Consider the following 25,033-nt stretch of genomic DNA (forward strand, 5'->3'; position numbering starts at 1 on the left):
AACGATCAGCGGTCGGTGGCCTGCCGGGGGTTGGATCGCTGTCGCCGATTGCGCGTCGCCGCTGCTTGCGCCCGGAAAAACCGGCTCAGTCCGCCGCGTCGGTCAGCGGCGCGCGGGTGGCGCTGCCCTGGCGGAGGCGGTGGCCGCTGATCTCGGCGCCCGCATCGGCCGGCAGGCGCAGGAAGAACAGGCCCGACGCGCAGGCCATCAGCCCGACCGTCAGGAAGGCGGGCGCGAAATCGGACGCCGTCAGCGCGGCGCCGGTCCATTGCGTGGTGAGATGGAGGGCGGTGGCCCCGACCGCGACGCCCAGGCTCAGCGAGAGCTGCTGCATGACGTTGGCCAGCGTGTTGGCGCGGCTGGTCATCGCCTGCGGCACCTCGGCGTAGGCGAGGCTGTTCAGCCCGGTGAATTGCAGCGAGCGGAAGAAGCCGCCGAGCAGCAGCGCCCCCAGGATCAGCGCGTGCGGCGTGTCGGGCCGGAAAGCGCCGTAGCCGGCCAGCACCGCACCGCTGACCAGCGCGTTGACCAGCAGCACGCGGCGGAAGCCGGCGCGGCGCAGGATGGGGCCGGCCAGCGCCTTCATGGTCAGGGCCCCGGCAGCCCCGGCGAAGGTCAGGGCGCCGGATTCGAAGGCGGACAGACCGAAGCCGATCTGGAGCATCACCGGCATCAGGAAGGGCACGGCGCCGATGCCGATGCGGAACAGCGTGCCGCCGGCGACCGAGGCCCGGTAGGTCGGCAGCCGGAACAGGGACGGGTCGAGCACCGGACGCGCCACCCGCCGGGCGTGGCGCAGATAGAGCAGGGTCATCACCAGCGCCGCCGCCAGCAGCGCGGCGACGGCCACGGGCGGCAGCAGGTCGCGCCCGACATTCTCGAAGCCGAACATGAAGGCGGCGAGCGCCAGGGCGCTCAGCAGGAAGCCGGTGCCGTCGAACGGGTCGCGCTGCTCGTCCTTCAGGTTGGGGATCAGCTTCAGCACCAGCGCGATGCCGATCAGACCGATCGGCAGGTTGATGACGAAGATCCAGCGCCACGACACGTAGGTGGTGATCGCCCCGCCGACCAGCGGCCCCAGAGCCGGGCCGATCAGCGCCGGCAGGGTCATCCGCGCCATCGCGGTGACGAGCTGGTCCTTGGGCACGGTGCGCAGCAGGATCAGCCGGCCGACCGGCACCATCATCGAGCCGCCGATGCCCTGGACGATGCGGGCGGCGACCAGCTCGGCCAAGCCGTTGGCCATGCCGCAGAACAGCGACCCGGCGGTGAAGACCGCGATGGCCGAGGCGAAGACCGTGCGCGCGCCGAAACGGTCCGCCATCCAGCCGCTGACCGGCAGGAACACCGCCAGCGCCAGCATGTAGGAGGTCATGGCGAGGCTGAGCCGCAGCGGATCCTCGCCCAGCGAGCGGGCGATGCTCGGCAGGGCGGTGGCGACCACCGTCGCGTCCAGATTCTCCATGAACAGGGCGCAGGCGATGATGAGCGGAACGACGCGGGGCATGGCGCGGGACATGGGCGACCGGCGGTGGCGGCGGGAATCAACCGAATGTGAGGCCGTCCGCCGCGTTGACCACCGCCGATCCGATAACCCTGTCATGCATCGGCGCGGCAGGGAACGGGGGCCGCTCAGGCGCCGGCGTCGGTCTCCGCGGTGGCGAAGGCCACGGCGGCGGCGACGTGCAGGCCGGTGGTGTCGAAGACCGGGAAGTCCGGCCGGTCATCCTGGCCGATCAGCAGGAAGATCTCGGTGCAGCCGAGGATGACGCCCTGGGCGCCCCGCCCGCGCAGGCCGTCGACGATCCGCAGATACTCCGCCTTCGACTCCGGGCGCAGGTCGCGGCGGACCAGCTCGTCGAAGATGATGCGGTCGACGATGACCTGATCCGCCTCGTCCGGGGTCAGCAGGGTGATGCCGAAGCGGTCCTGGAAGCGCCGGCGCAGCGTCTCCGACCGCATGGTCGCCAGCGTGCCGAGCAGGGCAACGTGCGTCAGGCCGGCGGCGCGGATCGCCTCGCCGGTCGGGTCGGCGATGTGGATGAAGGGGGTGGAGCGCGCTGCCATGATCGGCTCGACCACGCGGTGCATGGTGTTCGACATGCACAGGATCACGTCGGCGCCGGCGCGCTCCAGCGCGTCGACCTTGCCGGAGAGGTAGCGCTCCGCGCTCTCCCAATCGCCCTGACGGACGAAATGCTGGATGTTGCCGAAATTGACGCTGACGATGACGATTTCGCCGTTGTCCCAGCCGCCGTAGCGGGCGTTCAGCCCCTCGTTCAGCAGGCGGTAGTACTCGGCGGTCGCCTGGTCGCTCATGCCGCCGAGGATGCCGATGATCTTCTGGGGCAGGGGGCGCGGCCGGGATTGGTCGGGCGTCGTCATGGTCGGTGGGCCTCGAGGTCGGGTTTGCGCTTTTCCAGAGTCGAGCCCCCGCCTGACCTCTCCGCCCGGCGGGGGAGGTCAGGCGGGGGCAGGACTCACGCCGCCGACGGCTTCGCCAGCGCTGCCGGCGGGCCGCCCGGCTCCATCAGGGAGGTCGCCAGGGTCGGCGCCTTCCAGTCCAGGCTGTCGAACGCTCCGCAATGGCCGCACAGCCCGCCCCAGGCGTGGCTGACGGCGTTGCAGGGGTCGCAGGTCCAGGCCGGGTCGGCGGGAGCGGCGGCGGCCTTGGCCATCCAATCGCGGGCCGCCGACTCGTCCTGGCGCTCGCTGCGCTCCAACTCGGCGAACAGGCGGTAGAGCCGGCGCGACGGCTCGATCGCCAGCGCGCGGTTCAGATGGTCGCGCGCCTCGCCCCAGAGTTGGGCTTCCAGCGCGATGCGGGCGAGCGCGATGTGCGACTCGACGTGCTTGGGCGCCTGGTTCAGCAGCTTCTCGAACAGCTTGACGCGGGTCAGCGGGTCGTAGCCGTTCAGCACCTCGCGGTAGGCGTCGGCCAGATCGGGGTGCGGCGACAGGCGCCATGTCCGCTCCACCACCTTGGCGGCGGCCTTCGGCTTGCCGGCGGCGACCTGGAGGCGGGCCAGACGGGCGGCCGCCGGGACGAAGCCGGGCATCAGGTCGTGCGCCGACTGGGCGTGCGAGAGGGCGGAGTCGCTGCGGCCGCGCCGCTCCGACTCGAAGCTGCGCTCCAGCAGCAGGACGGCGCGGTGCCGGCGGCCGTCCTCGGTCGGGATGGCCCCGGCCTGGATCGCCTGCTGCAACGTGCCTTCCGCCGCCGCCCAGTCGCCCGAGCGGGCCTCCAGGTCATAGAGCGTGCCGAGCAGCCAGGGGGTGTTGGGCTGCAACGCCCGCGCCTTGCGGGCCAGTTGCAGCGCCTCGACCCGGTCGCCCGCCTTGATCGCCTGGGTCAGCAGGCCGCGCAGGCCGAGGAAGGCCGTCTCCGGCCGCTCCAGCATCGCCGTGAAATACTCCTTGGCGGCGCGCTCGTCGCCCTGGAGCTGGGCGGCCTGGGCCGACAGCAGCATGGTCAGCGGCGGCTCGTTCAGCAGGCCGTCGGCCTTGCGCGCCATCTTGCGCGCGGTCGGCGCGTCGCCGGCCGCCACCGCCACCATGCCCTGGGTCAGGGCGCGGTAGCCGCGCTCCCGCTTGCGGGCGCGGCTGTGGCGGCGGACGCGGGTCGGGGTGCGCAGGATGGCGCGGACCAGCCGATACCCCAGCGCCGCGATCCCCAGCGCCACCAGCCCGATCAGCAGGGCGACGGTGAAGGAGGTCTCGATGGCGTAGCCCAGCCAGTTCACGCTGACGGTGCCGGGCCGCTCGATCAGCCAGATGGCGATCGCGATGACGACCGCCAGCTTGAGGATGAACCAGAGGGCGCGGATCATTGGGCCGCTCCTTTCCCGCCGGCCGCACCACCCGCTGCCGTGTTGAGCAGGGCGATGGCGCGCTCGGTGAGCTGGCGTCCGGCCTGGTCGGCGGCGAGGCGGGCCTTGGCGTCGGCCAGCCAGGGCGCCGCGGTGGCGGCCCCGGCGCCCTGGAGCGCCGACAGCTCCTCCACCGCCTTGGCGAGGTTGTTCTCGTTCACCGCGGCTTCGGCGCGGGCGACGATGGCGTCGGGGCTGGTGCCGACCACGCCGCCGCCCTGGCGGCGGACGGTGACCAGCGTCGCCAGCTTGCCGGTGACCTGATCGATCCAGGTGGAGCCGTCGCCGCGCTCGGCGGCGCGGACGATCTCGCTGGCCAGCGGACGGAAGCGGTCGGTGAGCTGCGCCTGGGTCGGGATGCCCTTGGCGGCGAAGGGGGCCACCGTGTCGAGCGGCTGCGTCACTCCGGCGTCGGCGATGCCCAGCGCGCGGACGCCCTGGAGATCCTGCTGGAAGGGCTGGCCGGCGGCGAGCGAGGAGCGGAGCTGCCCGGCGGCGAGCACCAGCGCCTGGGCGGCGGTGGCGGCGTCGCGGCGGGTTTCGACCGTCTGGTTGACGGTGGCGATCTGCTGCTTCACGGCGTCGAGGTCGCGGCGCAGGTCCTGGGCGGCCTGGCTGTTGCCGGCGACGGCGGTCAGGCGCTGCTCGATGGCGCCGAAGCGCTCGGTGAGCTGGCCGACGCGCGGGTCGGGCTCGGCCGGCTCGGCCGGGGCGGCGACGGGGCGCTTCTCAAGCCCGTCGATGCGCTCGGCGAGCTGGCGGAGCGACGCCTCCAGCCCGGAGGTGTCGGCGGGGGCCGCCGTGGCGGCACCGTCGCCGGCCGGGGCGGCCGGGCGCTGCTCCAGCTTGCCGAGGCGGTCGGCGAGCTGCTGGACCTGGGCGCGCAGGGCGGGGTCGGCGGGAGGAGCGACGGCCGCCGGGGTGGCCGGGGCGGCGGCGGTGGCCGGCCAGCCGGGCAGGCGCGGACCCCACCAGGGCTCGGCCAGCGCGGCGGCGCCGACCAGCAGGGCGACGATCGACAGCGCGGTCGCGAAGCCGCCGCCGGAGCGCGGTTCATCCAGGTAAGCGGAGGGGGCCGGGGTTGCCGTCGCGATGCGTGGCGGTCCGACGTCTTCGGGCTTCGTGTAGCTGGTGGCCTTCGGGATGTCCGGCTTCGCCTCATCCGTCTTGGCGCCGTCCAGCTTGGCGCCGTCCAGCTTGGGGGCATCCGGGTCCAGCGTCGGGGTGATCGGCTCGACGATCGGGCCGACGGCCGGGCCGGCCGGGGTGTCTGCCTTCGCGTTTTCCGCCTTCAGGCTGTCGGTTGCCGTCTCGCCCGCGACCGGGGTGTCGGCGCCGGCCGCCGGAATGGTGTCGGCCGGCTGGGCCGGGGGGATCGCGACGTCGGGGGCGGTCTCCGGCGCGGTGGTCGCGCCGGGCAGCGTGTCGTCGCCGACGGCGGTGGGAGCGGGCGGGACGATGATGACGTCCGTCGGGGACGCGCTCGGCCCCGTGGCCGCGATGGCGCCCTCGGCGGCCGTGCGGTCCTCGCTGGGGGTGGCGGCGTCCAGGTCGGCGTCGCTCAGCTTGATCCGGTGCTTGGCGGCGGCGGCGCGCAGGTCGGCGTGGCGGGCCAGCGGGATCGCCCCGCGCTTCTTCCAGCCCTGCACCGTGGTGACGGGGATGTCCACCTTGTGGGCCATCGGGCGGATGCCGCCGAAACGCTCGACGATGCGGTCGACCGCGCTGGAGCCGGCGTTGGGGGCGGCGGCGCTGGTCGGGGTTCCGGATGACGCGGCGTTCGCGTCGCCGTCCTGTTCGGGGGTCGGACGGTCCGAGCCTGGACGAGAGGTCATGGGGTGTACCTTCGGTTCGCTGTTGTTCGTCTTAACGCCACAACCCCCAAAGCGGCTCCCCCGGCCTCCCTCAGCCGCGCGCGGGCGGCAACAGGTCCAGCAAGGCGTCCTGCTCCGGCCGCGACGCCACCCGTACGCTTCGCCACGGCGTCACTCCCTGGTCGCCGTACGCACGGGCAGCCTCCGCGACCGCGGGGCTGAGGCAGAACGCATCGACCGTACGACACTGGTCGACCAGTCCGGCCTCGGCCAGCAACCTAACAAAGGACAGCACGGTACGGGGAGAGAAAAACAGCACGCCGTCCAGGTCGGACGTACGGAAAATCGCCGCAGTCCCCTCCGACAGCCGATCGGCCGGCACGGCGTCGTACAGCACGCTGCGGTGCAGCGTGAAACCGGCCCCGCCAAGCAGACCGGCGAGGTCGCCGGCGACCTTGCTGCCCGCGACGTGCAGCAGCGTGCCGTGCTTCGGATCGAGCCGCGCGCGCACCAGCCCGGCCAGCGCGTACACGTCGCCCGAGGCGCTTTCCACGGCGGCGAATCCGGCGGCGCGGGCGGCGGTGGCGGTCGCGTCGCCGACGGCGTAGACCGGACGGTCGCGCCGCGTCGTACGTCTGGTGTAGGCGCGTACGCCGTTCGCGCTGGTGAACAGCAACGCTTGTACGTCCGCGAGGTCGAGTTCCGGCCCGTCGAGCCAGACGAGCGACAGCATGGGCTCCACCGAGCAGGCGAAGCCCAGCCCGTCGAGCCGGCGGACGAGCGGCTCAGCATCCTCCATCGGGCGGGTCACGAGAAGGCGCGGCCGCCGGATTTCGGGGGCGTTTTTCACGGGGTGAAAAAGTCCGGCGGAAGCTGGGCCTTGATCTCGGCCCCGGCGTCGGCGCCGAGCGCCACGGCCTCGGCCGCGCTGCCCCGGCGCTCGGCGCGGAAGACGCGCTGGCCGTCGTTCGACAGCACCTTGACCCGCAGGTGCAGGGCGTCGCCGTCGAGCAGGGCCAGCGCCGCGATCGGCGTGCGGCAGGATCCGTCCAGCGCCGCCAGCAGGGAGCGCTCGGCGGTGACGCGGATTGCCGTCTCCGGGCAGTTCAGCGGGGCGATCAAGGCGCGGGTGGCGTCGTCGCCCGAGCGGATCTCGATGCCGATGGCGCCCTGGGCGACCGCCGGCAGCATGGTTTCCGGCTCCAGCACGGCGGTGATCCGCCCGGTCAGGCCGAGTCGGCGCAGGCCGGCCAGCGCCAGCAGGGTGGCGTCCACCTCCCCGGCGTCGAGCTTCGACAGGCGGGTCTGCACGTTGCCGCGCAGCGGGAAGATCGTCAGGTCGGGGCGCAGCTCCAGCACCTGGGCCTGGCGCCGCAGGCCGGCGGTGCCGACCACGGCGCCGGCCGGCAGGTCGGCCAGACCGCCGCCGGAGCGCGAGAAGAAGGCGTCGCGCGGATCCTCGCGCGGGAGGAAGGCGGCGATCTCCAGCCCGTCGGGAAGCTGGGTCGGCACGTCCTTCATCGAATGGACGGCGAGGTCGGCGCGGCCGTCGAACAGCGCCTCCTCCAGCTCCTTGGTGAACAGGCCCTTGCCGCCGGCCTCGGCCAGCGTGCGGTCGAGGATGCGGTCGCCGGTGGTCTTGAGGACGACGATCTCGATGGCGCCGGGGGCGGCGAGATGGGGATGGGCGGCGATCAGGCGATCGCGCGTCTCATGGGCCTGCGCCAGCGCCAACGGGCTGCCGCGCGTGCCGATGCGGAGCGGAAGGGTCGTCATGCCCCGAGTTCTAGGCCATCCGGGCCGCTTTGCAAAGCGTCGCCGGGGACCGCCGCCGGGGCGTCGGGCTTGCGCCGGCCGGTGACGACGATGCGTCGGCTGTCCTCGCTCCAGGGGGCGCCGTCAAAATCGCCGGTCAGCCGCTCGATGGCGAAGCCGGCTTCGTCGAGCAGGGCGGCGAGCGCCGCGCGGCCGATCATCCGCCAGTCGAAGGCGAAGCGGGCCGAGCGGATGGCGCCATCCGGCAGCAGCTCGTCGTACCAGCCGGAGATGCGCTGGACCCCGCGCGCGTCCACCGCCGACGCCTGGGCGTGGCGGACATAGGGGTTGCCGGTCAACGGGTTGCGCCGTGGCCTGGAGGGGACGGGGGCGGGATCGGCCTGCCAGGGCAGGGTGGCCGGGTTCATGACGTCCAGCGCGAAGAGCCCGCCGGGGGCGAGATGGCGGGCGGCGGCGCGCAGGGCATGGCGCGTCTCCTCCGCGTCGGGGATCAGCATCAGCACGTTGAAGGGCAGGATTGCCAGCTTTGCCGCGCAGTCCGGCAGGTCGAGCGTCGAGGCGTTTTGCCGCACCACATGGACACGCGCCCGGACCTCCGGAGCCTCGCGCGCCAGCCGGTCGCGCAGCCGGGCGAGCATGGCCTCGGAGACGTCGACCGCCCGGACCTCGACTCCGGCGCGGGCCAGCGGGATGGTCAGGCGCCCGGTGCCGCAGCCGATCTCCAGCACCGGGCCACCGCTCGCCAGTGCCTGTTCGGTGTAGAAGGCGACGTCGCCGAGCAGGCCGATGCGGGCGAGCGCCGCCGCGTCCTCGCCGCGCGCCGGCCCGATCTCCAGCGACGGGTAGTCGGCGTCGTAATAGAGGATGCTGGCGTCGTCGCCGGGCGTGTCGGGATTCATGGATTGCCGTGGAGTGTTTGAAGAATCTGGAGACACGGATGAACACGGATTTTATCGGATGAACACGGATACGACCGACCAGGGGCCATCCGTGGGCGGGCGAAGCCCGCATCCGTGTTCATCCGTGTCCAGGACCGCTTCGCCGGGGGCAGCGCGCTTCCAACCCCCAAAACCCTATACCCGCGCGGGCAAGGCGGCTAGTTTGGCGGGCATGATCGTTCTTGGAATCGAGACAAGCTGCGACGAGACGGCCGCCGCCGTGGTCACCGACGCGCGCGAGATCCGCGCCGACGTGGTCCTGTCGCAACTGGACGACCACACGCCCTATGGCGGGGTGGTTCCGGAAATCGCCGCCCGCGCCCATCTGGAGCATCTCGACGGGCTGGTCCGCCGCGCCATGGCCGAGGCCGGGGTCGGCTTCGGCGACCTCGACGCGGTGGCGGCCACCGGCGGGCCGGGGCTGATCGGTGGCGTGATCGTCGGGGTGATGACCGCCAAGGCCATCGCGGCTGCGCGCAATCTGCCCTTCGTCGCGGTCAACCATCTGGAGGGCCACGCGCTGACCGCGCGGCTGACCGACGACGTCGCCTTTCCCTACTTGCTGCTGCTGGTGTCGGGCGGTCATTGCCAGTTGCTGGTGGTCGAGGGGGTGGGGCGCTACCGCCGGCTCGGCACCACCATCGACGACGCGGTGGGCGAGGCCTTCGACAAGACGGCCAAGCTGCTCGGGCTCGGCTATCCCGGCGGGCCGCTGGTCGAGAAGGCGGCGGCGCGGGCGAGCAACCCCGGACGCTTCGAGCTGCCGCGTCCGCTGGTCGGGCGGCCCGGCTGCGATTTCTCCTTCTCGGGTTTGAAGACGGCGGTGCGGCGCCACGCCGAGGAGCTGGGCTCGCCGCTGTCCGACGCCGACCGCGACGATCTGGCGGCGGCCTTCCAGACGACGGTGGCCGAGGTGATGGCCGACCGCTGCGCCCGCGCCATCCGCCGCTTCAAGCAGGAGCACCCGCAGGGCGGCGCCCTGGTGGTGGCCGGCGGGGTGGCGGCGAACAGGACGCTGCGCGCCCGGCTGTCGACGCTGGCGGCGGCGGAGGGCATGCCCTTCGTGGCGCCGCCGCTGCGGCTGTGCACCGACAACGCCGCGATGATCGCCTGGGCCGGGATCGAGCGTTTCCGGCTGGGCGAGAGCGATCCGCTGAGCTTCGCCCCGCGCCCGCGCTGGCCGCTGGATCCGACCGCCGCCCCCGCCATCGGGCGGGCCGGTGTCGGATCGGGCGTAAAGGCGTGAGAGCCTCCAACCCCGGTTTTTGAGCAGGAGAACCGTCATGCCCGTGCCTGGCACGGGCATGACAAAGGACGACGGAGTCGGGGCCGTCAGGCGGCGCTGGTCTTCTTCTTCAGCGGGGTCTCGCCGCCGGCCGGCCGGGTTGCCGCGGCGTGCGGCTGCGGGCGGCGGTCGTGGCGGTTCTGCTGGGCGCCGGGCTTCGGCGTCTTGCTGGCCTGCGGATGTGCGGCCGGCTTGCCGCCCTGCGGGGGCCGGGACTGGGCGGGCTTCGGCTGGGCCGGCTTGGCCTGGGCGGGCTTCGCCTGTGCCTGAACCGGCTTGGCGGCCTGCTGCTGGTTGCGCCCGCCGCCCTGGTTGCGGTTGCTGCCGGGAGCCTTCGGGCGGGGCGGCGGCTTGGAGGAGGCGTGAATCTGCGCCACCTCGACCGCGTGGTAGGGATGGTCGTGGTCGGCCGGGATCGGCTGGCGGATCGTCTTCTCGATGTCCTTCAGATAGCCGACCTCTTCATGGTCGCAGAAGGACACGGCGCTGCCGTTGGTGCCGGCGCGCGCGGTGCGGCCGATGCGGTGGACGTAGCTTTCCGGCTCGTTCGGCAGGTCGAAGTTGATGACGTGGCTGATGCCGTCGACGTCGATGCCGCGCGCCGCGATGTCGGTCGCCACCAGCGCCCGCAGGTCGCCGCTGCGGAAGGATTCCAGCGCGCGGACGCGGGCCGACTGCGACTTGTCGCCGTGGATGGCGTCGGCGGCGATGCCGGCCTTCTTCAGATGCTCGGCGACGCGGTCGGCGCCGTGCTTGGTGCGGGCGAAGACGATGGTCCGCTCCACCGTGCTGTCGAGCAGCAGATCGGCCAGAAGCCGGCGCTTGTCGGCGCGGTCGACGAACAGGACGCGCTGGTTGATGCGCTCCACCGTGGTCGATTGCGGCGTGACCTCGATGCGCTGGGCGTCGGTCAGGATGCTGTTGGCCAGCTCCGTCACCGCGTCGGGCATGGTCGCCGAGAAGAGCAGGGTCTGGCGCTGCTTGGGCAGGACCGCGACCACCTTGCGGACGTCGCGGATGAAGCCCATGTCGAGCATCCGGTCGGCCTCGTCGAGCACGAAGACCTCGACCGCGTCGAGCTTGCAGTGGTTCTGCGCCATCAGGTCGAGCAGGCGGCCCGGCGTGGCGATCAGCACCTCGACGCCGCGGGCGAGCGCCGCGATCTGCGGGCTCTGCCCGACGCCGCCGTGGATCACCGTGCGGCGGATCGGCAGATGGCGGCCGTAGGTGGTGAAGCTGTCGCCGATCTGGAGCGCCAGTTCGCGCGTCGGGGTCAGGATCAGCGTGCGCGGCGACTTGGCGGCGACGCGCTTCTTGCTCTCGAACAGGCGCTGGAGGATCGGCAGGGTGAAGGCGGCGGTCTTGCCGGTGCCGGTCTGGGCGAGGCCGAGCACGTCGCGCCCCTGCAACAGAACGGGAATGGCGCCGGCCTGGATCGGCGTGGCCGTGGAGTAACCCTCCTCCGCGACGGCGCGCTGAAGAGGCTCGATCAGGCCGAGGCCGGAAAATTCAGTCATGGAACGGATGGTCCTGGTCACCGAAATGGGGGCCGCGCCATGGGGGAGCGGCCGGGCTTGCGCGCTCCGCGGCGGGATGGCGCGGAGCCGTCGGCGGCGGGAACGCGCAAGCTCTGCGCGGCCATGGTGCCGTCCAACCCCGCACACATAGGGCGGGTGGCTTGATTTGGCAAGAAAACTCGGCGATGGGCGGGGTATGGCAGGGGTGCGGCGGCGGCGTCCGGGCGCCGCGCCGATTTGCCGCACCCCTTCAATGTCTCAGTTTTTGCCGATGACGCCGCAGCCGATGCGGTCGCCGGAGTTGCCGGCGGGCTGGCTCAGATAATCGTCGGGCTTGGCGTGGACGACGAAGGCGGTGCCGCCCGGCTTGAACAGCCCGTCGGCGCCGTCGGACAGCGTGACCATGTGGGTGATCGCCTCGAACCCGGCCTTGCCGGCCTCGTTGGCCCAGATGTTGGGCAGCTCGCCGAAATGGATCTTCTCGGCTTCCAGCCCGTGCTTGGAGCCCGCCGCGCCGAAATGGCCGCCCGCCGCCGCGAAATTGGGGGTGCAGGCGCCGTTTTCATGGATGTGGATGCCGTGCCAGCCCGGCGTCAGCCCTTCGAGCATCCCGTGGATGACGATCCCGTGCGGAAATTTGGTGAAGGTCACGGTGCCGAGCGGCTTGCCCTGCGGATCGGCGATGGCGGCCTGCGCGGCGGGCGCCGGGGCCGGGGCGGCGGCGGGGGCCGCCCCGGGCGCGGCCGGCTGCTGGGCGGCGGCGGGCAGGGCCGCCAGGGCGGCGAGGGCGAAGAGGGCCGCGGGGGTGAGCCTGCGCGTCATGATCGTGAATCCTCCATGTTTGGTTTCGCCGTGTCGATTTCGCCGTGCCGGTCCCGCGACGTCGCGCCGCGATAACACCGCGCTGGGATCGCGAACGGTTTTCAGTATGATGGGGGCTACGAGCTCAAAGACCAAGGTATCGTTCCGATGACGTCACGGCTGGAAGCGTTGTGTCTGGAGAAGGGGTTGAAGATGACCGGGCAGCGCCGGGTCATCTCGCAGGTTCTGTCGGAGGCCGACGACCATCCCGACGTGGAGGAGGTCCATCGCCGCGCCGTGCGGATCGACCCGCGCATTTCCATCGCCACGGTCTACCGGACCATGCGGCTGCTGGAGGATGCGCAGGTGATCGAGCGCGTCGATCTCGGCGACGGGCGCGCCCGCTACGAGGAGGCGTCGGCCGACCATCACCACCACCTGATCGACACCCGCACCGGCCGCATCATCGAGTTCGCCAGCCCGGAGCTGGAGGCGATGAAGGAGCGCATCGCCCGCGAGCTGGGCTACAAGATCGTCGGACACCGGCTGGAAATCTACGGCGTGCCCCTGGACGAGGAGGATGAGCGTCAATGACCGATCCCCGCACCCTCGGCCCCCACCAGCCCGGCGACGATCCGCCGCCATCCGACGCGCCGGCCTGCCGCGACGCCGTCCAGCGCTGCTACAGCGGCCTGTGCCGCTGCGGCCAGCCGGAACGCTACGCGCTGGAGGCGGCGGTCACCGTCTACCGCTACCACCATCCGGAAAGCTCGCCGGTCCAGGCCGAGACCATCGTCAGCCACTGGGTCGCGGGTCCGGTCCGGCACTGACGGCCGGATGAGCCGAAATGTGAAGATAGTCCTTGATCGTTCGGGAATGATGTCCTAAAACAGTTCCTGTCAAGGCGACGGGTCCGCCCCCCCCCTCCGGGCCGGTCGCCGCGACGCTTCCAAACTCCCCCACGCCTGTCCTGGAAAGGGCTGGCCGGACAACCGAAAGGCCCGGCCAGCCCTTTTCTTTTTCGCGTTCCGCCCGCGGCCGGCCCCTGGCTTGCGCCCGTGCCCCGCGCCCGCGCGCGCCGCCGACAACCGGGTGGCGGAACGACCTTTCCCCGGACGGGATCCGCAGGAACGCGAAAGGAACATCCTCCCATGTCCACCACGATCGCCGAGGCGTTCGTCAAGCAGTTCGAGCGCGAGGTCCACGACGCCTACCAGCGCATGGGCTCCAAGCTGCGCAACACCGTGCGCACCAAGGGCAACGTGCAGGGCGCCTCCACCGTCTTCCAGAAGGTCGGCAAGGGCGTCGCCTCCACCAAGTCGCGCCACGGCGCCGTCCCGGTGATGAACCTGGACCACACGCCGGTCGAGTGCCCGCTCTACGATTTCTACGCCGGCGACTGGGTCGACCGGCTCGACGAGCTGAAGACCAACATCGACGAACGCCAGATCATCGCCAACGCCGGCGCCTACGCGCTGGGCCGCAAGACCGACGAGCTGCTGCTGGCCGAGCTGAACACATCGGTCAACTACGCCGGCGGCGACACCGACGGGCTGACCAAGGCCAAGGTGCTGGAAGCCTTCGAGATGCTGGGCGCGTCGGACGTGCCCGACGACGGCCAGCGCTTCGCGGTGGTCGGCTGGAAGCAGTGGAGCCAGCTTCTCGGCATCGAGGAGTTCGCCAGCACCGACTATGTCGGGCCGGACGAGCTGCCCTGGCGCGGCACCCAGGCCAAGCGCTGGCTCGGCACCCTGTGGATCCCGCATTCCGGCCTGAAGGCGACCGGCAACGTGCGCCTGTGCCACTGGTACCACAAGACGGCGGTCGGCCACGCGGCGGGCGCCGACGTGAAGACCGACATCAGCTGGCACGGCGACCGCGCCGCCCATTTCGTCAACAACATGATGAGCCAGGGCGCCGCGCTCATCGACGCGACCGGGGTCGTCACGCTGCGCTGCCTGGAGAGCTGAGCCGTCCGCGGCTTCCCTTCCGGCGCCGTTCCGCGGCGTGACCGACGGCGGGGCGCTTCCGGCCCGGACGGCACGGGCCGTTCCATCCCTCCGGCCCGGACCGCGGCCGGGAGCGCCCCCGACAGGACCCGATCCCTTCATCCGGAGACTTCATCCATGGCCTACGCGTCCAAGGATTTGAGCGTGCTCGCCTACGCCAACGGCTTCACGCTCTGGCACTACACCACGGCCGATCTCGCGGCCGACGTCGACACCACCGGCTATTTCAACGGCGCCGCCGACCTGCTGCGGGTCGGCGACATGGTGCTGGCCAACTGCGCGGCCGGCGGCGGCCCGTCGGGCGGCGTGCTGGTCGTCGCCACCAACGCGGCGGGGGTGGTGGACGTCACCAACCTGACCCCGTTCGGCGCGGCCAACAGCGACTGAGGAGCCGGCCCATGAGCGTGCTCACCAGCGGATGCCGGGACAGCCACGCCGCCGACGGCCTGCGGGCCGCCTTCGCCTACGGCTTCCGCATCCTTGACGCCGCCCACCTGACGGTGACGCTGCGCTCGGCGGTGACCGGGGCGGAGGTGGCCCAGGTCCTCAACACCCACTACACCGTCACCGGGGTGGGCGCGCCGGGCGGCGGCACCGTCGTCTTTCCGGCCCCGCCGCCGGCGGGCTGGACCGTGGTGGTCGCCCGAACCATGCCGGCGGGCGACCATGGCTATCCGGGGGTGACGGCCGACCAGGCCTTCGACCGGATGGCGCTGCTGGCCCAGCAGGCGCAGGACGCCGCCAACCGGTCGGTGCGCTTTCCCGAGGGCGACAGCCCGTCGCTGTCGGCGCGGCTGCCGAGCAGCCCGGAGCGCGCCGGCAAGGCCCTGGCCTTCGACGCCAACGGCAACGTTGCGCTGGTCTCGCTGGCCTCGCCGACCTTCGACAGCGGCTTCGTGGAATGGGCGGAGATCCGCAACACGCCGCGCACGCTGGCCGGATTCGGCATCCTCGACGCGGTGCCGCTGGCCCATGCCGGGGCCGGCGGCCCGGCCCACGCGGTGGCGACCGCCGAGGCCGCCGGCTTCATGAGCGCCGCCGACAAGGCCAAGCTCGACCGCTTCGGCGCGGCGGGACCGCTGCGCGGCTGCCTGCTGACGCTGGCCGAGCCGCAACTGTTCGGCCCCGGCGTCGGCGGCCGGGTGATCTGGAGCACGGTGGTGTGGGACAGCGACGGCTGCTTCGCGCCGGCGACGCCGACGCGGGTCGTCACCCCCGGCTGGGCGCGCTTCGTCCGGCTGTCGGTGCAGCTGGAGGTCGATCCGGCGATGAACAGCCACCGCACGCTGACCATCCGCCGCAACGGCAGTCCCGACTATCCGGGCCGCACGGTCATGCGTGGCCATGGCAACGGCGGCGACTGGAACGTCCCGCCCAACGCGGCCACGCCCTGGCTGCCGGTGTCGGCGGGCGACTGGTTCGACGTGCATCTCGACCAGACCTCCAGCGTCGCCTTCACGCTGCTGGCGTCGGGCGGCACCTGGGCGCAGGCCGAGTTCGTCTGACTTCCCCTCCCGTCGGGGGGCATCCTTCCACATCCCCGGAGATCCCCGCCATGGCCCTCACCGCCATCGGTCTGTGCGGCCGCGCGCTCATCAAGATCGGCGCGACGGCCATCGCCACCTTCGACGACGGCTCGGCCGAGGCGGAAGTCGCCGCGGCGCTCTACGCCCCGACGCGCGACGCTCTGCTGTCGGCCAACGCCTGGAGCTTCGCCACCGTGCAGGCGACGCTGCCGCGCCTCGCGGCGGAGCCGGTCGCCGACTACGCCAACAGCTTCCAGCTGCCCGCCGACTTCCTGCGGGCGCTGGGGGCGGGCGGGGGCGGGCGGGGGCGCGGCGTCGGCTACCGCATCGCCGGGCGGACGCTGCACTGCGATTCCGACCGCGTCACCCTGACCTACATCGGCCGCCCGGCGGAGGAGGAGTTTCCCGCCTTCTTCGACCAGGCGCTGATCGCCCGGCTGGCCGCCGAGTTCTGCATCCCGCTGACCGAAAGCAGCAGCCGGGCCGAACTGCTCGCCTCGCTGGCCGAGGCCGAGTTCCGCCGCGCCCGCCAGATCGACGCCCAGCAGGACAACCAGCCGGGCTTCGAGGACTTCACCCTGATCGACGCGAGGGCGTGATGGGACGCCTGCAACAGGTCAAGACCAACTTCACGGCCGGCGAGATCTCGCGGCGGCTGCTCGGGCGCGGCGATCTCCGGGCCTACGACAACGGGGCGCTGGCGCTGCGCAACCTGTTCATCGACCCGACCGGCGGGGTGACGCGGCGCTCCGGCCTCGCCTTCGCCGGGCTGGCGCGCGGCGACGGGCGGCTGGTCGCCTTCGAGTTCAACACCGAGCAGACCTATCTGCTGGCCTTCTCCGACGGCATGATCGACATCCACCGCGGCGGCGCGCTGCTCGCCAGCGTGGCGGCGCCCTGGAGCGCGGCGCAGCTTCTCCAGATCACCTGGACGCAGAGCGCCGACACGCTGCTGGTCTGCCACCCGGACGTGCCGCCGCGCGCCCTGACGCGCGGCGCCGGCGGCGCCTGGACCCTGTCGGAGTGGGCCTACGCCGTGCAGGACGGTCTGGTGCGGCTGCCCTTCTACCGCTTCGGCGATCCGGCGCTGACGCTCACGCCGTCGGGCACTGGCGGCGCCGTCACCGTCACCGCGTCGGCCCCGGTGTTCGACCAGCGCCATGACGGCACCCGCATCCGCATCAAGGACAAGCAGCTGCGGATCACCGGCGTCGTCTCCGCCACCCAGGTCAACGCCACGGCGATGGAAACGCTGGCCGACACGGCGGCCACCACCGACTGGGAGGAGCAGGCCTTCTCGCCGGTGCGCGGCTGGCCGGTGTCGGCGGCCTTCCACCAGGACCGGCTGGTCATCGGCGGCTCGCGCGACCTGCCCAACCGGCTGTGGCTGTCGCGTTCCGCCGACCTCTGGAACTTCGACCTGGGCACCGGGCTGGACGACGAGGCGATCGAGTTCGGCATCCTGTCCGACCAGGTGAACGCCGTGCGCGCGGTGTTCTCCGGCCGGCATCTCCAGGTCTTCACCTCGGGCGCCGAATACACGGTGACCGGCGACCCGCTGACTCCGCAGAACATCCAGGTCAACCGCCAGACCCGCATCGGCTCGCCGGTCGACCGCAACATCCCGCCGCGCGACGTCGACGGCGCCACGCTGTTCGTGCCGCGCAACCGGCGGGAAATCCGCGAGTTCCTCTACACCGACACCGAGGCCGCCTATCAGGCCAACGATCTGGCGCTGCTCGCCCGCCATCTGGTGGTGAACCCGCGCGACCAGGATTACGACCAGACACGCCGGCTGCTGTTCGTGGCGATGGAGGACGGCTCGCTCTGCACCCTGACCGTCTACCGCACCGAGGACGTCACCGCCTGGACCCGGCTGGAGACCGAGGGGGCGGTGCGCTCGGTCGCGGTGGTCGGCGACGAGGTCTGCCTGCTGGTCGACCGCGCCGGGATCTGGTGCATCGAGCGCTTCGACGATTCGCTGAACCTGGATTCGGCGGTGGTCGGCGAGCGGGGCGAGGCGGCCGCCGTGTGGACGGGCTTCGACCATCTGGAGGGGCGCCCCCTCGCCGTGCTCGCCGACGGGGTGGTGCGGCCGGCCGCCACCGTGCAGGCCGGCCGCATCGTCCTGTCGCCGCCGGCCCGCCGCGTCGAGGCCGGGCTGCCCTACAGCCACCGCATCGTGCCGCTGCCCGCCAACCTGATCGGTCAGGCGGCCGGCGCCGATCTGGTGCGGCTGGTCGCCGTGACCTTCCGGCTGGAGGAGACGGCGGCGCTGCGCGTCGATCTCGGGCGCGGGCTCCAGGATCTGCCGCTGCACCGGCTGGGGCCGCAACCGGCGGACGGGGTGCCGCCGCGCGTGTCGGGCGACCGGCGGCTGCGGGCGCTCGGCTGGCGGCGCGACATCGACGTGCCGCTGTGGCGCATCGAGCAGGACGCGCCGCTGCCCTTCACGCTGCTTTCCGTGACCATGGACATGAAGGTGAACGACTGATGGGTGGAATCACGCCCCTGGTGACGACGGCCCTGCCGCTGGCGGGGTCGGTCATCAACACCGTGCACAGCGCCCAGGCGGGCTCCGGCAGCGCGGCGGCGCAGCAGCAGGCGGCGGCCCAGGCCGCCGCACAGGCCGCCGCCGAACTGGAGTACAAGCGCCAGCAGGACGCCCTGAAGGCCCAGCAGGAGGCCGCGGCGCTGGAGTACCAGAAGCAGCAGGAGGCCGTGGCGCTGGAGTACAGGCGCCAGCAGGACGCCGCCGCCGCCGCCGCCGCGCAGGCGGCGCTCGACCGCAAGTACCAGGAGGAGGCCAGCGCGGCCCAGCGCGGCGCGGCGGCGGCCGAGGCGGCGCGCCAGCAGCAGGCGCAGATCGCGGCCGAGGCCGAGGCCCGCGAATGGGCGCGCCAGGATCTGCTGCGCCAGCAGGAGCAGGAGCTTCAGCGCCAGAGGGACGAGGCCGCCCGCATCGCCGCCGAGCAGGCCCGCGCCCGCGAGATGGACGCCTACCGCGCCAGCCAGGAGCAGACCCTGGCGCAGCTGCGGGCGAGCCAGGACGCCGCCTACCAGACGCAGGAGACGGACGCCCGGACGCAGCTCGCGCAGCTCACGGCGGCGGCCGACGCGGCGGAGAAGCGGCGGGTCGAGGCGCTGCGCCAGTCGGTCGCCAAGTCGCGGGCCAGCCTGGGCGCGCGCGGCGTCAAGGCCGGCGACGGCTCGGGCGAGGCGATCCTGCTGGGCCTGACCAAGGAGACCGATGGCGAGCGCAAGGACGCCCAGGCCGTCGACCAGCTCAAGCAGCAGGCGATCCAGCAGAACCTCGACGCGGTGAAGCGGCGCAACCTGCTGGAGCAGGCGCAGCTCGCCGACCGGCAGAAGCTGGAGTTCATGAGCAAATTCTTCTGATGCCCTCCGCCGGGGCGGGAGAGGGAAACCAGACCGCCTTGACGGCGCCGGCAACGCGGAGCCACCGATGAGCAGTTCCCTTCACATCCCGCGCGGCGTGCCGCGCGTGCAGTATGTCGCCGACGGGGCGCAGCGGGTCTTCACCTACCCGTTCCCGATCTTCGCCGCCGACGACCTCCAGGTGTTCCTCGGCGCCGCCTTGCAGAGCACCGGCTACGCGGTGGCGGGGGCCGGGACCACGGCGGGCGGATCCGTCACCTTCGCGGCGGCGCCCGAGGCCGGTCTGGCGGTGCTGCTGCGCCGCCGGCTGCCGATCGAGCGGACCAGCGACTTCCTCGACAGCGGACCGCTGCCGGCCTCGGCCCTGAACGGCGAGTTCGACCGGCTGACCGCCTCGCTCCAGCAGGTGGCCGGCGACCAGGATCTGATGCTGCGCTACGCCGACACCGACCTGCCGGCCTCGCCGCTGCTGCCGGGGCGCGATGCCCGCCAGGGCAAGCTGTTCTGCTTCGACGGCGCCGGCAACCCGACCGTCCGCCCGCCGGTCGACGAGGAGGCGCTGTCCACCTACCTGCCGCCGGGGGCGGGCGCCGTCAGCCGTCCGGTGCGCGACAAGCTGTCGGACGCCGTGTCGGTCAAGGATTTCGGCGCGGTCGGCGACGGCATGGTGGACGACACCGTGGCGATCCAGGCGGCGCTGACCTCGGCCAAGGCGGTGACGGTGCCGCCCGGCACCTATCGGATCACCAACACGCTGACGCTCGCCCATGGCCGGACGCTGAGTGGAGCCGGGCAGAGTTCGGTCATCGCCGGGGCGTCGAACGCCTTCGACCTGATCCACATCCCGGACGGCTACGCCACCCTGTCCGGCCTGCGGCTGGAGAAGGGCAAGGCCGGGGTGCGGCTGTTCGGGCGCGACGGCGCCTGCGTGCAGAACAGTCTGGCCGACCTGACCCTGTGGGATCCGCAGGTCGGGCTGGTCCTCGACGGCTGCAACGACCCGAACCTTCCCTGCTACTGGAACAGCGTGTCGCGCGTGCTGGTGGCGCGGCCGTCGCTGCACGGCGTCTGGCTGACGCGGACGGGGGCGGGCGACACGCCCAACGCCAACCGCTTCCAGAACGTCCGCGTCTATTCGCTGTCGGCGCCGATCACCGGCTGCGGCTTCTTCGTCGAGGAGGGGCGCTACAACAACGCCTTCGTCGATTGCGAGGCCAACCTGTCGACGATGGCCGAGGCCTGCTTCCGCGTCGGCCCGGTCACCGACAAGACGCTGATCCTGAACTTCTACGGCGAATCGCTGGGCGGCGTGCCCAACATCCAGCTCGACGCCGGGTCGGTGGAGACGGCGATCCTCAACCTGTTCTCCGCCTCGGCCGGGCCGGCGATCCTCGACCGCTCGGGCGGGCGCTACACCGCGCTGAACGCCGGCTATCCGGAGAAGAACCGCCTCCAGCACAGCCGGGTGACGCAACTGACCGTCGAGGCGCTGCGCTACGACACCGACTACATCGAGCCGGAGCAAGGCGGGCTGGTCGAGCTGGACCTGACCAGCTCGGTCTGTCTGGTCAGCGCCTATGGGGGGGCGGTGGAGGCGCGGCTTCCCCACGCCGGCGCGGCCAACGGGCATTCGGTGACGATCAAGAAGACCGACGCCTCGGCCAACATCCTCACCATCACCGAGAGCGGCGGGCCGGGGCCGGACGGGCGGAGCCTGGCGCTCGGCAACCGCTACGACTTCGTGACGCTGGTGTCGAACGGGGCGAACTGGTGGATCGTCGCCGGCAACCGCCATCGCGAGAATGTCGGCTTCCACGAGGGCGCCCCCCTGTTCGAGCCGGACCTCAACCAGTCGCTCTATCTGGTCAGCGCCTGGAGCGGCGCCGTCGAGGTCCGCCTGCCGGCCCCCGGCGCGCCGCACGCGGTCGGCCGCACGGTGACCGTCAAGAAGTCGGACACCGGCGGCCACCGCGTCACCGTCACCGCGCGGGGCGTCGGCGGTCCCGACAGCGAGGCGATCGCGCTGACCGGCCAGGGCCACGCGGTGACCGCGATGTCGAACGGCGCCGGCTGGCACATACTGGGGCGGAATCCGTGATGGAGGAGCCGGTCGCCGACAAAGCCTTCGCCGAGTTCGTCCATGATTGGAACAGCCTGTCCGACCTGAAGACCCCCGCCCACCACCGCGAGATGGCCGGCTGGCTGGAACGCGAGAGCGGCGGCGGCAACCGCCGCATGCTGCTGATGGCCTTCCGCGGCTCGGGCAAGTCGACGCTGGTCGGGCTGTTCGCCGCGTGGCTGCTCCACCGCGATCCCAACCGGCGGCTGCTGGTGCTCGCCGCCGACCTGAAGCTGGCCAAGAAGATGGTGCGCAACGTCAAGCGGGTGCTGGAGCGCCACCCCGCCACCCGCCACCTGAAGCCGCCGGCCAAGGACCGCGACCAATGGGCCGCCGACCAGTTCACGGTGGTGCGCCCGATGGAACTGCGCGACCCGTCGATGGCCGCCGCCGGCATCGGCGGCAACATCACCGGCAGCCGCGCCGACGTGGTGATCTGCGACGACGTCGAGGTGCCGCGTAACTCCGACACCGCCAACAAGCGGGCCGACCTGCGCAACCGCCTGTCGGAGCTGGAGTATGTGCTGGTGCCGGGCGGCGCCCAGCTCTATGTCGGCACGCCGCACAGCTACTACACCATCTACGCCGACGAGGCGCGGCCGGAGGCCGGGGAGACCCAGCCCTTCCTCGACGGCTTCGCCCGGCTGCTGCTGCCGGTCTACACGGAGGAGCCCGGCGGCCGGCGGCGCTACGCCTGGAAGGAGCGGTTCGGCGAAGCCCACGTCAACCGCATCCGCAAGACCACCGGCCCGAACAAGTTCACCAGCCAGATGCTGCTGCGCCCGGTCAACACCGCCGACGGCTTCCTCGACGTCGAGCGGCTCGGCCGCTACGACGCCGAGCTGGAGTACCGCGAGGCGCTGGGCCGCGCCGTCCTGACCCTGGACGGGGTGCGGATGGTGTCGGCGAGCTGCTGGTGGGATCCGGCCTTCGCCCGGCCCGTGGCGGAGGGCGCGCCGCCCGGCGACGGCAGCGTGGTCGCCGCGCTGTTCGGCGGCGAGGACGGGCGCTTCTACCTGCACCGGGTGCTCTATCTGCGGGTCGATCCCGGTGCCGGCGGGACCGAGGCCGACCAGCAGTGCGGGCAGGTCGCGCGCTTCCTCGCCGACCACCATCTGCCGGCGATCCATGTCGAGATCAACGGCATCGGCCGTTTCCTGCCCGGCCTTCTGCGCGAGCGGCTGCGCAAGGAGAGGCTGGTCGCCGCGGTGATCGAGCAGTCGAGCCGCACCGCCAAGGCGACGCGGATCCGCGAGGCCTTCGACGCGCTGCTGGCCGACCGTCGGCTGTCGGCCCACCGGCTGGTCTGGGACACGCCGCTGATCCGCGAGATGCGCGAGTGGCGCCCGGACGGCCGTTACACCGGTCCCGACGACGGGCTGGACGCGGTCGCCGGCTGCCTGTCGGCCGAGCCGCACCGCTTCGACCGCGCCACGGCGGCGCCCGAACGCCGCGCCGACTGGCGGGGCGGCGGCGGTGCCGTGGTGGCGCCATCCGATTGGGAGTTCTGAAAGCCGGCCTTTTTCCCGGACGCCGACGCGCGTCCGCTGCCTCAACCCTGGAGACCCCGATGCACGAAAACCTGGATCTCGCCTGGTGGATCACCGCGGTGGAACTGCCGGTGATGGGCGGGCTGTTCTGGCTGATCGCCCGGCTGCGCCGGGACGCCGAATCCGCCCTGGAGACTCTGCGGGCCCGCGCCGAATCGGCGCAGGCGCAGGTGCGCGAGAGCCTCGCCGCCTACAAGCTGGAGGTCGCCAAGACCTACGTGTCCTTCGCGACCCTGAAGGATGTCGAGCAGCGTCTGACCGACCATCTGCTGCGAATCGAGAACAAGCTGGAATCCGCCTCCCCCTTCATGGAGGGAGGGCGCCGCTGACCTTCCGCCCGCGCCGCCGCTCAGTCGGCGTGGTGGATCATCGCCTGGTAGATCTTCCAGGCGACCTCGACCGACACGCCGCCGGCCCGCGCGCCCGACGCCAGCATGGTGGCGCTCGGCTTCAGCGGCACGACGGTGTGGCCGGGCTCGCACAGCGCGCCCATCGCGGTGACGGACGCGTTGAGCGCGCCATCCAGCGGCTGGTCGTTCTTCAGCGTGCTCATGGAAATCGCGTTCATGGCGGGTCCTCCGTTGCGTTGAACCCATCACAGCAAAAGCAATGCCAACGGGCGCAGTGGCGGCGATTCCGCGATTTCCCGCGATTGCGGGTGGGATGGGTGGCCTTCCGCCCCTTTTTCGCGGCGGGGAAAAACGAAAATAACCGCAAAATGCCAGCTAATTTCGTTTCGCCTTTGCAAAATGCAAAGCAGGCGTCCCGTTTCGTTGCAATCGGAGAGTCGCATTCGGCGAAGCGCTGGCCGGTGGCGCGCGCTTCGGCTAGTGTCCGCGCACCATGAACGACCGAATCATCCATCACATGTGCCGCGCGGACGAGTGGGACGCCGCCCGCGCGGCCGGCTCCCATTCCGGTTCGTCGCAGGATGCGAAGGACGGCTTCATCCATTTCTCGACGGCCGCCCAGATCCGGGAAAGCGCCGCCAAGCACCGCGCCGGCCAGGATGGGCTGGTGCTGCTGACGGTGGACGCCGGCCGGCTGGGGGACGCCCTGAAATGGGAGCCGTCGCGCGGCGGCCAGCTCTTTCCCCATCTCCACGCCGCCCTGCCGGTGACGGCCGTGCTGCGCGCCGATCCGCTGCCGCTCGGCCCCGGTGGGCTCCATGTCTTCCCGCCGGGCTTCCCCTTCGCCATCGAGGATCTCGCGCCGTGATCGACCTGTTTCCCATCGCCGGCCCGCTGCTGCACCGCTTCGACCCGGAGACCGCGCATGGGCTGACCATCAAGGCGCTGAAGTCGGGTCTCGTGCCGGCGGTGCGCGGCCGCGACGAGCCGGTTCTGCGCACCCGCGTCTGGGGGCTGGAGTTCGCCAACCCGGTCGGGCTCGCCGCCGGTTTCGACAAGAACGCCGAGGTGGTGGACGCCATGCTGCGGCTCGGCTTCGGCTTCGCCGAGGCGGGCAGCGTCACGCCGCGCCCGCAGCCGGGCAACCCGCGCCCGCGCCTGTTCCGGCTGGCCGAGCAGGGCGCCGTCATCAACCGCATGGGCTTCAACAACGAGGGGCTGGAGGCCTTCGCCGCGCGGCTGGAGCGCCGCCGCGACGACCCGCGCCGGGCGTCCGGCCCGGTCGGCGCCAACCTCGGCAAGAACAAGGACACGGCGGACGCCGCCGACGATTACGTGATCGGCGTGCGCCGGCTGGCGCCGCTGGCCGATTACCTCGTCGTCAACGTTTCCTCGCCCAACACGCCGGGCCTGCGGGCGTTGCAGGGGCGCGAGCCGCTGCGGGAGCTGCTCGGCCGGGCGCTCGACGCGCGGGCGGCCTGCAAGCTTACCCGCGACCCGCCGCTGCTGCTGAAGATCGCCCCCGACCTGACGGCCGAGGACAAGAGCGACATCGCCGCCGTCGCGCTGGAGAGCGGCATCGACGGGCTGATCGTCTCGAACACCACCATCGCGCGGCCGGACGACATTCCCCAGCCGCTGCGCGCCGAGGCCGGCGGCCTGTCGGGTCGCCCGCTGTTCGGGCCGTCGACGGCGGTGCTGAAGGAGATGCACGGGCTGACCGGCGGCAAGCTGCCGCTGGTCGGGGCCGGCGGCATCGCGTCCGGCGCCGACGCCTACGCCAAGATCCGGGCCGGCGCCTCGCTGGTGCAGTTCTACTCGGCAATGGTCTATGGCGGGCCGGCGCTGGTCCACCGCATCCGCGATGAGCTGGCGGCTCTGCTGCGCCGCGACGGTTTCGCCACCGTGGCCGACGCGGTCGGGGCGGACCACCGCTGACGGGCGCACGAGCGGAGGTCCGCAGGGCGGGCCGTTGCTCCCGCGTAAAATTAACGGATCGTCAAGCGGGGCCGCCGATCCTCGATCGCGCGCCCCCTTGCCCGCAAGGTCGTGGAAAGCCCGGAACGCCCATGTCGGTTCT

General features: G+C 72.2%; 24 protein-coding genes. 14 read left to right on the forward strand and 10 right to left on the reverse strand.

The window, feature by feature from the left end:
• Positions 1-85: 85 nt before the first annotated feature.
• The 7 genes from JN22_RS21460 to JN22_RS21490 form a co-directional block, all read right to left on the reverse strand.
• Entirely contained in the window at positions 86-1,507 is a 1,422-nt protein-coding gene (locus tag JN22_RS21460; RefSeq protein WP_085557282.1) for a DHA2 family efflux MFS transporter permease subunit, read from the reverse strand.
• Between the two features lie 125 nt (positions 1,508-1,632).
• Complete coding sequence (locus JN22_RS21465; protein WP_085555859.1) at positions 1,633-2,385, reverse strand: aspartate/glutamate racemase family protein; 753 nt, start codon at positions 2,383-2,385, stop codon at positions 1,633-1,635.
• A 95-nt stretch (positions 2,386-2,480) separates the two neighbouring features.
• Positions 2,481-3,830: a heme biosynthesis protein HemY gene (locus JN22_RS21470; protein WP_085555860.1), complete on the reverse strand. Its 1,350-nt coding sequence runs from the start codon at positions 3,828-3,830 to the stop codon at positions 2,481-2,483.
• Complete coding sequence (locus JN22_RS21475; protein ID WP_085555861.1) at positions 3,827-5,704, reverse strand: carph-isopro domain-containing protein; 1,878 nt, start codon at positions 5,702-5,704, stop codon at positions 3,827-3,829. The genes JN22_RS21470 and JN22_RS21475 overlap by 4 nt, the downstream gene beginning before the upstream one ends.
• Positions 5,705-5,774: 70 nt before the next feature.
• The gene (locus JN22_RS21480) at positions 5,775-6,533 is read right to left on the reverse strand and encodes a uroporphyrinogen-III synthase (protein ID WP_223677837.1); all 759 of its coding nucleotides are present in this window, start codon (positions 6,531-6,533) and stop codon (positions 5,775-5,777) included.
• A complete protein-coding gene (gene hemC, locus JN22_RS21485) occupies positions 6,530-7,459 on the reverse strand; it encodes a hydroxymethylbilane synthase (RefSeq protein ID WP_085555862.1) in 930 nt (309 codons plus the stop codon). The genes JN22_RS21480 and hemC overlap by 4 nt, the downstream gene beginning before the upstream one ends.
• On the reverse strand, positions 7,456-8,358 hold the full coding sequence (locus JN22_RS21490; RefSeq protein WP_085555863.1) for a class I SAM-dependent methyltransferase: 903 nt from the start codon (positions 8,356-8,358) through the stop codon (positions 7,456-7,458). The genes hemC and JN22_RS21490 overlap by 4 nt, the downstream gene beginning before the upstream one ends.
• Positions 8,359-8,569: 211 nt before the next feature.
• On the opposite strand from JN22_RS21490, the gene tsaD reads away from it, so the two are divergent.
• On the forward strand, positions 8,570-9,643 hold the full coding sequence (gene tsaD / locus JN22_RS21495; RefSeq protein WP_085555864.1) for a tRNA (adenosine(37)-N6)-threonylcarbamoyltransferase complex transferase subunit TsaD: 1,074 nt from the start codon (positions 8,570-8,572) through the stop codon (positions 9,641-9,643).
• A gap of 86 nt (positions 9,644-9,729) precedes the next feature.
• Here tsaD and JN22_RS21500 read toward each other — a convergent pair whose 3' ends face one another.
• Together JN22_RS21500 and JN22_RS21505 are read right to left on the reverse strand one after the other, a co-directional pair.
• The gene (locus JN22_RS21500; RefSeq protein ID WP_143268374.1) at positions 9,730-11,199 is read right to left on the reverse strand and encodes a DEAD/DEAH box helicase; all 1,470 of its coding nucleotides are present in this window, start codon (positions 11,197-11,199) and stop codon (positions 9,730-9,732) included.
• Positions 11,200-11,457: 258 nt separating this feature from the next.
• Positions 11,458-12,021 carry a superoxide dismutase family protein gene (locus JN22_RS21505; protein WP_085555865.1) on the reverse strand — a complete coding sequence of 188 codons (564 nt, stop codon included), beginning with the start codon at positions 12,019-12,021 and terminating at the stop codon, positions 11,458-11,460.
• A 147-nt stretch (positions 12,022-12,168) separates the two neighbouring features.
• Here JN22_RS21505 and JN22_RS21510 point away from each other — a divergent pair, with 147 nt between their 5' ends.
• The 11 genes from JN22_RS21510 to JN22_RS21560 all read left to right on the forward strand — a co-directional run bounded on the left by JN22_RS21510 (position 12,169) and on the right by JN22_RS21560 (position 22,932).
• On the forward strand, positions 12,169-12,594 hold the full coding sequence (locus JN22_RS21510; RefSeq protein ID WP_085555866.1) for a Fur family transcriptional regulator: 426 nt from the start codon (positions 12,169-12,171) through the stop codon (positions 12,592-12,594).
• Positions 12,591-12,830, forward strand: coding sequence for a hypothetical protein (locus JN22_RS21515; protein WP_085555867.1), 240 nt, complete (start codon positions 12,591-12,593; stop codon positions 12,828-12,830). The genes JN22_RS21510 and JN22_RS21515 overlap by 4 nt, the downstream gene beginning before the upstream one ends.
• 321 nt (positions 12,831-13,151) lie before the next feature.
• Positions 13,152-13,970 (forward strand): phage capsid protein, encoded by an 819-nt coding sequence (locus JN22_RS21520; protein WP_085555868.1) that lies wholly within the window; start codon positions 13,152-13,154, stop codon positions 13,968-13,970.
• Positions 13,971-14,126: 156 nt separating this feature from the next.
• Entirely contained in the window at positions 14,127-14,396 is a 270-nt protein-coding gene (locus JN22_RS21525; protein ID WP_085555869.1) for a hypothetical protein, read from the forward strand.
• An 11-nt stretch (positions 14,397-14,407) separates the two neighbouring features.
• Complete coding sequence (locus tag JN22_RS21530; protein ID WP_085555870.1) at positions 14,408-15,514, forward strand: hypothetical protein; 1,107 nt, start codon at positions 14,408-14,410, stop codon at positions 15,512-15,514.
• 50 nt (positions 15,515-15,564) lie between these two features.
• Positions 15,565-16,134: a hypothetical protein gene (locus tag JN22_RS21535; RefSeq protein WP_085555871.1), complete on the forward strand. Its 570-nt coding sequence runs from the start codon at positions 15,565-15,567 to the stop codon at positions 16,132-16,134.
• Positions 16,134-18,029, forward strand: a complete 1,896-nt coding sequence (locus tag JN22_RS21540) for a hypothetical protein (protein ID WP_085555872.1) — start codon at positions 16,134-16,136, stop codon at positions 18,027-18,029. The genes JN22_RS21535 and JN22_RS21540 overlap by 1 nt, the downstream gene beginning before the upstream one ends.
• Entirely contained in the window at positions 18,029-18,934 is a 906-nt protein-coding gene (locus tag JN22_RS21545) for a coiled-coil domain-containing protein (RefSeq protein WP_085555873.1), read from the forward strand. Before JN22_RS21540 ends, JN22_RS21545 begins: the two co-directional genes overlap by 1 nt.
• Before the next feature lie 67 nt (positions 18,935-19,001).
• On the forward strand, positions 19,002-21,032 hold the full coding sequence (locus JN22_RS21550) for a glycosyl hydrolase family 28-related protein (protein ID WP_085555874.1): 2,031 nt from the start codon (positions 19,002-19,004) through the stop codon (positions 21,030-21,032).
• A complete protein-coding gene (gene terL / locus JN22_RS21555) occupies positions 21,032-22,564 on the forward strand; it encodes a phage terminase large subunit (protein ID WP_085555875.1) in 1,533 nt (510 codons plus the stop codon). Before JN22_RS21550 ends, terL begins: the two co-directional genes overlap by 1 nt.
• Before the next feature lie 59 nt (positions 22,565-22,623).
• Positions 22,624-22,932 (forward strand): hypothetical protein, encoded by a 309-nt coding sequence (locus tag JN22_RS21560; protein ID WP_085555876.1) that lies wholly within the window; start codon positions 22,624-22,626, stop codon positions 22,930-22,932.
• Between the two features lie 20 nt (positions 22,933-22,952).
• On the opposite strand, the gene JN22_RS21565 is transcribed toward JN22_RS21560, so the two are convergent.
• Positions 22,953-23,171 (reverse strand): hypothetical protein, encoded by a 219-nt coding sequence (locus JN22_RS21565; protein WP_085555877.1) that lies wholly within the window; start codon positions 23,169-23,171, stop codon positions 22,953-22,955.
• Between the two features lie 275 nt (positions 23,172-23,446).
• Here JN22_RS21565 and JN22_RS21570 point away from each other — a divergent pair, with 275 nt between their 5' ends.
• Both JN22_RS21570 and JN22_RS21575 read left to right on the forward strand, forming a co-directional pair.
• On the forward strand, positions 23,447-23,821 hold the full coding sequence (locus JN22_RS21570) for a DUF952 domain-containing protein (RefSeq protein ID WP_085555878.1): 375 nt from the start codon (positions 23,447-23,449) through the stop codon (positions 23,819-23,821).
• On the forward strand, positions 23,818-24,891 hold the full coding sequence (locus JN22_RS21575; protein ID WP_085555879.1) for a quinone-dependent dihydroorotate dehydrogenase: 1,074 nt from the start codon (positions 23,818-23,820) through the stop codon (positions 24,889-24,891). Before JN22_RS21570 ends, JN22_RS21575 begins: the two co-directional genes overlap by 4 nt.
• Positions 24,892-25,033 lie beyond the last annotated feature (142 nt).

The organism is Azospirillum agricola, assembly GCF_020005195.1.
GTDB lineage: Bacteria > Pseudomonadota > Alphaproteobacteria > Azospirillales > Azospirillaceae > Azospirillum > Azospirillum agricola.

Coding starts and splice junctions, on each gene's coding strand:
- JN22_RS21520 (WP_085555868.1), top strand. CDS start 13,152: ATGTCCACCACGATCGCCGAGGCGTTCGTCAAGCAGTTCGAGCGCGAG.
- JN22_RS21515 (WP_085555867.1), top strand. CDS start 12,591: ATGACCGATCCCCGCACCCTCGGCCCCCACCAGCCCGGCGACGATCCG.
- JN22_RS21535 (WP_085555871.1), top strand. CDS start 15,565: ATGGCCCTCACCGCCATCGGTCTGTGCGGCCGCGCGCTCATCAAGATC.
- JN22_RS21475 (WP_085555861.1), bottom strand. CDS start 5,704: ATGACCTCTCGTCCAGGCTCGGACCGTCCGACCCCCGAACAGGACGGC.
- JN22_RS21470 (WP_085555860.1), bottom strand. CDS start 3,830: ATGATCCGCGCCCTCTGGTTCATCCTCAAGCTGGCGGTCGTCATCGCG.
- JN22_RS21500 (WP_143268374.1), bottom strand. CDS start 11,199: ATGACTGAATTTTCCGGCCTCGGCCTGATCGAGCCTCTTCAGCGCGCC.
- JN22_RS21530 (WP_085555870.1), top strand. CDS start 14,408: ATGAGCGTGCTCACCAGCGGATGCCGGGACAGCCACGCCGCCGACGGC.
- JN22_RS21550 (WP_085555874.1), top strand. CDS start 19,002: ATGAGCAGTTCCCTTCACATCCCGCGCGGCGTGCCGCGCGTGCAGTAT.
- JN22_RS21510 (WP_085555866.1), top strand. CDS start 12,169: ATGACGTCACGGCTGGAAGCGTTGTGTCTGGAGAAGGGGTTGAAGATG.
- JN22_RS21505 (WP_085555865.1), bottom strand. CDS start 12,021: ATGACGCGCAGGCTCACCCCCGCGGCCCTCTTCGCCCTCGCCGCCCTG.
- hemC (WP_085555862.1), bottom strand. CDS start 7,459: ATGACGACCCTTCCGCTCCGCATCGGCACGCGCGGCAGCCCGTTGGCG.
- JN22_RS21540 (WP_085555872.1), top strand. CDS start 16,134: ATGGGACGCCTGCAACAGGTCAAGACCAACTTCACGGCCGGCGAGATC.
- JN22_RS21525 (WP_085555869.1), top strand. CDS start 14,127: ATGGCCTACGCGTCCAAGGATTTGAGCGTGCTCGCCTACGCCAACGGC.
- tsaD (WP_085555864.1), top strand. CDS start 8,570: ATGATCGTTCTTGGAATCGAGACAAGCTGCGACGAGACGGCCGCCGCC.
- JN22_RS21570 (WP_085555878.1), top strand. CDS start 23,447: ATGAACGACCGAATCATCCATCACATGTGCCGCGCGGACGAGTGGGAC.
- JN22_RS21560 (WP_085555876.1), top strand. CDS start 22,624: ATGCACGAAAACCTGGATCTCGCCTGGTGGATCACCGCGGTGGAACTG.
- JN22_RS21565 (WP_085555877.1), bottom strand. CDS start 23,171: ATGAACGCGATTTCCATGAGCACGCTGAAGAACGACCAGCCGCTGGAT.
- JN22_RS21460 (WP_085557282.1), bottom strand. CDS start 1,507: ATGCCCCGCGTCGTTCCGCTCATCATCGCCTGCGCCCTGTTCATGGAG.
- JN22_RS21545 (WP_085555873.1), top strand. CDS start 18,029: ATGGGTGGAATCACGCCCCTGGTGACGACGGCCCTGCCGCTGGCGGGG.
- JN22_RS21465 (WP_085555859.1), bottom strand. CDS start 2,385: ATGACGACGCCCGACCAATCCCGGCCGCGCCCCCTGCCCCAGAAGATC.
- terL (WP_085555875.1), top strand. CDS start 21,032: ATGGAGGAGCCGGTCGCCGACAAAGCCTTCGCCGAGTTCGTCCATGAT.
- JN22_RS21490 (WP_085555863.1), bottom strand. CDS start 8,358: ATGAATCCCGACACGCCCGGCGACGACGCCAGCATCCTCTATTACGAC.